Source organism: Yersinia massiliensis CCUG 53443, assembly GCF_000312485.1.
Classification (GTDB): domain Bacteria; phylum Pseudomonadota; class Gammaproteobacteria; order Enterobacterales; family Enterobacteriaceae; genus Yersinia; species Yersinia massiliensis.
In genome coordinates this window covers 217,199-223,981 of the sequence record NZ_HE997643.1, presented here as the reverse complement: position 1 = coordinate 223,981, position 6,783 = coordinate 217,199, and the positions used below count along the sequence as shown (strand labels likewise).

Below are 6,783 nucleotides of genomic sequence, written 5' to 3'. Positions count from 1 at the left end.
CGCAGGTGATTCTGGTTATTTTGTTTGGTGTTTGGTTCGGTTGACATGAGTTAGGCGTTCACTTTGGCTCTGATGCCTCAACCGCCAATGGGGTCACAAGCGCGTGCCCCCCTTGGAGCCCCCGCGCTAGCGCACGCATCGCTTGTCCACTGCGTGGATTCCCTCACTCATCGTTTCGGCTGACGGACGGCTTTATTCGCATCCCTGCTCATGGCGCCTAAAACGGGCGTCCTGCCCGTTTTCCTTGCCTTCTCTCTTCATTCGGCAGCTCAAATGTGCTTTTAAACTTCAAAATCAAAACCATGGTTTTTAGCTTGTATCTTTTGACCTTAAGCGCAATCAGAAAAATTGCCGACAAAGATTGCAGGCCGAATGAGCCGCATGGACGCGGCGAAAGGGGCTGTCGAGCTGGGAGCGAGTCAGCGCCGGTTCGATAAGCCGGCAAGCTGTAGGAGGGAATGGCGAAGCCACAATATTTCGCGCAAAGGCGCGGGTGTTGGGCCGCCGCCCTGCGGCCCGACTCGGTTGAGGCGACGAGGTTCAGGTGAGCGCCGAACGACTATCAACCGAAACAAGATCCAATCCTCAACCGAAACCAGATCCAGTCCTCAACCGAAACAAGGTCCAGCCCTCAACCGAAACCAGATCCGATCAACTGAAACCCAATCTGATAAACTACCCCCTATTACCTGCCTTAAAAGAACAAAAGAGAGAAAATCATGAGTCATTTCTTCGCCCATCTATCTCGCCTGAAACTCATCAACCGCTGGCCGCTAATGCGCAATGTCCGCACTGAAAATGTTTCTGAGCACAGCTTGCAGGTGGCATTTGTCGCGCATGCACTGGCTATCATTAAAAACCGTAAATTTAATGGCAATCTCAACGCCGATCGCATCGCATTGTTGGCGATGTATCACGATGCTAGCGAAGTGATTACCGGTGACTTACCGACGCCAATCAAGTATTACAATCCGCAGATTGCCCATGAATATAAAAAAATAGAAAAAGTGGCACAGCAGAAGCTGATCGAAATGCTGCCAAAAGAGTTACAGCATGATTTTCGGTGCCTGTTGGATGAGCATTATTATAGCGAGGAAGAAAAAGCGTTGGTTAAACAAGCTGATGCACTGTGCGCTTACCTCAAATGTCTAGAAGAATTATCCGCAGGGAATAACGAGTTCATTCAAGCTAAAGTGCGATTAGAGAAAACCCTCGCCATGCGCCAAAGCCCTGAGATGGATTACTTTATGGAAGTCTTCGTGCCAAGTTTTAGCCTATCACTCGACGAGATTAGCCTCGACTCTCTAGACTGATGACGCTCTAAACTGATCAGTCATCCATCAGTTGGGGTATTAGGGTTGGATCGTAAAACACGTCTGAGCTGGCCCCGTTCATTCGCGATAAAGGGCAAGCTCAGCTAACGCTCCCGGTGAGGCCAAGGGCTGAGGATAATCAAAACGGGAACAACACTGGCACGACCATCACGCTTACGACCATCACCAGCAACGTAAACGGCACCCCGATGCGGATAAAATCACTAAATTTGTAACCACCTGGGCCTAAAACTAACGTATTGACCGGTGATGAAACTGGCGTCATAAACGCGGCCGATGCCGCAATACCAATGATCATCGCAAACGGATACGGGGAAAGTGCCATTTCGCGGGCAGCGGCAATCGCAATCGGGGCCATCAGTACGGCTGTTGCCGTATTAGAGATGAACAGGCCAATCGTGGCACAGAGCACAAACAAGCACAACAACATCACGCGCGGCCCCATTCCACCGGCCACATCCATTAAGCCCCGAACAATCAAATCCACCCCGCCGGTTTTTTGTAATGCCTGGGCAAAAGGCATCATCCCGATAATCAAAATCAAACTCGGCCAATGAATTGAGCGATAAGCACTCTCCATATCAATGCACCGGAATTGCCCCATTAACAAACAGGCCACCAGCGCGGCAATCACATTCGGCACCTCATCCGTCAGCATCATGGCGACCATCAGTGCCAGACAGAATAGTGCATGAGGCGCTTGCGAAATGGCCGGTGCGACTTCATCCACTTCGGCGGGGAGATTAAGAACGATAAAATCACGGGTCTTTTGCTGCAATTGACGGATCAATTTCCAGTCACCAATCACCAGCAAGATATCGCCAAACTGTAACTTTTCATCCACGAGCTTACCTTCCAGCACCTTACCGTTACGCCGCATACCCACCACATTCAGCCCATAACGCGTTCGGAAGGTCACCTCACGAATACTTTTGCCCAATAAAGCAGAGTCAGGAATAAGCGAAACTTCCGCCATCCCAACGTTACGGGCCTGTTCTGAGAAATATTCACCGCGTAGCACCAACGGCTCTAACATTTGCTCGGTACAAAACTCACGCAAATCAATATCACAGTCGGACATGTCGATCAGCAGTACATCGTTTTCATGCAGCTCCGAAGAACTGGTTGCGCTGACCATCACTCGCCGAAATCGCTTCCAACGCTCGATCCCCACCACATTCGCACCATAACGGGCACGCAGATGCAGCTCATCAAGTGAACGACCAATGAGCGGAGAGTTATTACGGATAGCCAGACGGCGAGCGCGTCCGGTGAGTTTATAATCGCGGATCAGATCACGGAAGGTGCGACGTTTCCATTGTTCCTTTTCTGAGTGTTCTTGTTTGCCCCCCAACCAGCGGCGAACAACCAACATATAACCTACGCCCATCAGTAAAATGATAATACCGATGGGGGTAACACCGAAGAAACCAAACCCTTTGATGCCTTCACGCAATAATTCACTGTTGACGACCATGTTAGGTGGCGTCGCCACCAACGTCATCATGCCACTAATTAGACCCGCAAAACTCAGGGGCATCATTAATCGACCGGGGGAGATTTTCATCCGGTTGGCCACACTCAGGACCACCGGAATAAATATCGCCACGACACCGGTGGAGCTCATAAACGCACCAAGGCCCGCGACGGTCACCATCAATAGCGCCAGCATTTTTATTTCACTGTGACCGGCCACTTTCACTAGCCAGTCGCCGACCTGATAAGCAACGCCGGTCCTCACTAAGCCTTCACCGATAACGAACAACGCCGCGATCAATATCACGTTGGGGTCGCTGAATCCGCTAGTCGCTTCGCCGAGGGTCAAAGTGCCACTCATCACAAAGGCAATAATCACCAACAAAGCCACAACATCCATTCGCAATTTATTGGTGGTAAACAGCACAATAGCGATCAGAAGTAGCGTCAACACCCACAGTAATTCGCTGTTCAAAATAGCCTCGTTGGCAAAAAGTGAAAGGAAATATCCGGCTTTAGCAGTAAAGCATTAAATTCATCGGCGACCGCTGTCCGAGATCAATAATGACTGTAAATTTATGCGGTTACCATCCTATGACGGCATTAATTATATATTTTTTAAAAAATAGTTCGCTGATGATGTGATGAAGTATTCGCCAATAAAAAAACATCACTGAATTATTTTGATATTCAACGACATTTAAGCGGCTGACTATACTGATAATATTGAATTATTAGCCACCAACAGGAACAGTAAATGGGCAATATCACAGATTATCCGATTATTCTTTTTCTGCTTTCATTTGCTCTATTGTCAGGTTCTGCCCATGTTGGTCAGGCTTTTTTTCGACGAGGCAGGGATTTGGAGGATAATGTCCGTGAAAATTTTAATGTCATTCAAGGGGCAACCTTAACATTACTGGGTTTGATTATTGGCTTCAGTTTCTCAATGGCTATCAATCGTTACGACTTGCGTAAAAACTATGAAGAGGCGGAGGCCAATGCTATTGGGACTGAATATTTACGTGCTGATTTTCTACCGACCAGTTCAGCAAACGCGACCAAAGCACTGCTAACCCATTACCTTGATCAACGAATCCTGTTTTATACCACCAGAGATGCCATCCAATTGGCGGACGTGAATAACCAGACTAACCAGATTGAAAATGCCCTATGGGCAGAATTACTGCTGCCGGTAAACCAACGCCCAGATCCAATTCGGGCATTAGTGGTTTCGGGGATGAATGATGTTTTGAATTCAGCAGGTTATACTCAGGCCGCATGGTGGAACAGGATCCCGTTGGCTGCTTGGGCATTGATGTCAATTATTGCGGTGTGTAGCTGCGTGCTAGTGGGTTATGGTTCCAAGCAGGGTAAAAATGGCAAGATAATGAACTTGATATTACCGTTAGTGATTTCATTCTCTTTTATGCTCGTCGCCGATATTGATAGCCCACGCGGTGGGATTATTCGGGTCAAACCACAAAACCTTCACAGCCTGGAAGAGAGCTTGCCCCCTCTCCTCACGCAATCAATTCCTCATTAATAGGCAAAAGTTGTAGGGCGCGGAAATATGCCGAATGCGCCGCCGGAGCGCCCATTGGTTTAGTCAACCCGCCTGTCTCGGTGCAACAAAGTCGGTTTGTCAGCAGTCTGAGAGCGCTATTAGGCGCTCTCGATAACCGACTCAACCAACAGGATTAACCGATAAAGCGAACTACCGCACCATTCGCAGTCTTTTCAACAGCAATGTGCTCAAGTGAACTGAGAACTAAATCAACTTGATCGAGTTTTGGTGTATCTGCTGGCGCATTCACGGCAATCACTTTACAGCCTGCTGCCAACCCAGACAGAATCCCCGCGGGAGCATCTTCCACCACAATGCAATCCTCTGGTGCCAGTCCTAAACGCTCAGCCCCTAGCAGATAAGCATCAGGCTTAGGTTTCCCATGCTTGACCAGTTCAGCCGTGACGAAAACTTTAGGCTCTGGCAAATGACCCGCAGCACGGCGCGCTGAGGCAACAGGCACAGAACCCGAAGTCACAATCGCCCAAGGGATGGACAGATTGTTCAGCCGTTCCAACAGCGCAACCGCCCCCGGTAAATCTCTTATACCGTCGGTGTCATTTGCTTCAATGTGTTCTAATGCAAGAAATTCTGCTTCAATTTCTGACTCGCTAGCGCCCGGCATGAAATGGCGAAGAGAGGTAATGGCTTGTTTTCCATGGATGAAATCCAGTACTTCCGATGGTTTGATACCGCGTTTGTTTGCCCAACCAATCCAAGCTCGTTCAACAACAGGTAATGAATCGACCAGCGTCCCATCCAAATCAAAAAGAAAACCTTTACACTCCACAAGCACATCCTCGTCAGTCAATCATTTATTGAGTAAATCATCTGTTGGGTAAATCAACACATTAAAAAGCAATTCGCAATGAATTAAGAGCACTGTAATAAATCGCCATTAAGCAATCCATGACTCAACTCATCACGAATAACCTTATCGTTTCAGCTTGCCACATCAGGCATTGATGATTTGCGAAATCTCAACTGCACTCAAATGGTATTGGCGTGGGCACGATTGCCAGATAACCAACATGCGCTGATATTTATCCCACATCGGCGTTTGGGAATTAAAGCCATGTGTACCCGAGTCAAAATGGGTATAGCGCCCTTCGGTATTCACCATAAAACGCACATAACTCAGATAGCGAGATTCTGTCGCGGCATCAAAACCGAGGAATGCAATCCGGCGCTCATCTAAATCTTGTTTGTCTTTCAGGTTCCCCCAAGAGACCTGCAGCGCGTGATGCATCTCCATGATATTAATGATGGTACGGCAAGTTTCTTCGCTCATCTCACCAAAATCGCGGTCCAGTTCACGCATCTGCAAACCAAAGCCGCGTTCGACGATGGTTTGCTGGCGGCGATAGCGCTCAGCGTTTTCTGGGTCCAGCATGGTCATCATCTTGTACTGATTCGAGAGAATCAAACGTTGGGCGTTAGTCATATCCATCATTAAACTCCTAAGACATAAATAATGCGGAAATCATCGCACACAGGCTTAGCCCATACTTTGATTTGACAGGGGATTTAGCGCAGCTATTCCTTTATGGCTAAAGATCATCAAGAAACGTTTTATCCAACTGTTTGAATGCACGTTTCAGCAAATCCGCCAACGATTGATAAGTCGGGGTTTGTTCAACAGGGGCAACAGCCTGCCCTGCGTCAGCTAACTTGTTACGCACTTCATGGAACCATTGCAATAAAGTCGGCGGCAACGGCGTAATCGCACGTTTACCTAACCACCATAATCCCTGCAGGGGTAAACCACAGGCGAACAGTGCTGTGGCAATGGCGGGGCCCAATTGCCCACCGAGCGCTATCTGCCATGTCAGCGTAAAGATGGCCAGTGGCGGCATAAAGCGAATACCGAAACGTGTCGCGGTTGCCACGCGATTTTCTGGGAATACTGGGGCCAGGCGTTTGTCAGCAGGCCAAGTCTTCATATAGTGCTGACCGCGCTGGAGTACCTGAAACCAACCGTGGGTATCAGAAGGTTTTGTTGTCATGGCTCACCTCAACTTCACAAGCAAAAATTAAAATTTTCTTTGTAACGAACAAACTAAAAATTAGTCTGTTAAATATATTTTGTTTTTAAGCGGCGCTATCGGTATCCTAGCTCGGCCTTTTGGCCGGTAGAATATGACCATAAATATGTCAATTTTTAGCGGTAAATAAATCAATTTTGTTAAATCGCTCCCGTTTTTGACCACCAGGATTTAACGTTTGCGCTTAACGTTTAAAACGCGATTTATTCGTCATCATGCTTTTTTGCTATCGCATGATGTTAATCATTAATGTCGACACCAATTTGCGCTACGCTTTTGGACAGATTGACGTTTTATTAACCACGTGTTTTTCACTGTTTGATGCCAAATCATTTTTCGCAAAAAACAACTGCCGGACACG

The 6,783-nt window shown here is 47.8% G+C and carries 6 protein-coding genes; 2 read left to right on the top strand and 4 right to left on the bottom strand.

Annotation, left to right across the window (positions count from 1 at the left end; all coding sequences use genetic code 11):
• Positions 1–719 precede the first annotated feature (719 nt).
• The gene (gene yfbR / locus BN68_RS01175) at positions 720–1,313 is read left to right on the top strand and encodes a 5'-deoxynucleotidase (protein ID WP_019209319.1); all 594 of its coding nucleotides are present in this window, start codon (positions 720–722) and stop codon (positions 1,311–1,313) included.
• 139 nt (positions 1,314–1,452) lie between these two features.
• On the opposite strand, the gene BN68_RS01170 is transcribed toward yfbR, so the two are convergent.
• Positions 1,453–3,285: an SLC13 family permease gene (locus tag BN68_RS01170; RefSeq protein WP_019209318.1), complete on the bottom strand. Its 1,833-nt coding sequence runs from the start codon at positions 3,283–3,285 to the stop codon at positions 1,453–1,455.
• Between the two features lie 282 nt (positions 3,286–3,567).
• Here BN68_RS01170 and BN68_RS01165 point away from each other — a divergent pair, with 282 nt between their 5' ends.
• Positions 3,568–4,356: a bestrophin-like domain gene (locus BN68_RS01165; RefSeq protein ID WP_019209317.1), complete on the top strand. Its 789-nt coding sequence runs from the start codon at positions 3,568–3,570 to the stop codon at positions 4,354–4,356.
• Positions 4,357–4,510: 154 nt separating this feature from the next.
• Here BN68_RS01165 and BN68_RS01160 read toward each other — a convergent pair whose 3' ends face one another.
• The 3 genes from BN68_RS01160 to yfbV form a co-directional block, all read right to left on the bottom strand.
• Complete coding sequence (locus BN68_RS01160) at positions 4,511–5,167, bottom strand: sugar phosphatase (RefSeq protein WP_019209316.1); 657 nt, start codon at positions 5,165–5,167, stop codon at positions 4,511–4,513.
• Positions 5,168–5,332: 165 nt separating this feature from the next.
• Positions 5,333–5,827, bottom strand: coding sequence for a YfbU family protein (locus tag BN68_RS01155; protein ID WP_019209315.1), 495 nt, complete (start codon positions 5,825–5,827; stop codon positions 5,333–5,335).
• A gap of 100 nt (positions 5,828–5,927) precedes the next feature.
• Positions 5,928–6,383 carry a terminus macrodomain insulation protein YfbV gene (gene yfbV, locus BN68_RS01150; protein ID WP_019209314.1) on the bottom strand — a complete coding sequence of 152 codons (456 nt, stop codon included), beginning with the start codon at positions 6,381–6,383 and terminating at the stop codon, positions 5,928–5,930.
• Between the last annotated feature and the right edge of the window lie 400 nt (positions 6,384–6,783).

What these genes read in the sequence shown, in the direction of transcription:
- yfbR (WP_019209319.1), top strand. Translation starts at nt 720, where the DNA reads ATGAGTCATTTCTTCGCCCATCTATCTCGCCTGAAACTCATCAACCGC.
- BN68_RS01165 (WP_019209317.1), top strand. Translation starts at nt 3,568, where the DNA reads ATGGGCAATATCACAGATTATCCGATTATTCTTTTTCTGCTTTCATTT.
- BN68_RS01155 (WP_019209315.1), bottom strand. Translation starts at nt 5,827, where the DNA reads ATGGATATGACTAACGCCCAACGTTTGATTCTCTCGAATCAGTACAAG.
- yfbV (WP_019209314.1), bottom strand. Translation starts at nt 6,383, where the DNA reads ATGACAACAAAACCTTCTGATACCCACGGTTGGTTTCAGGTACTCCAG.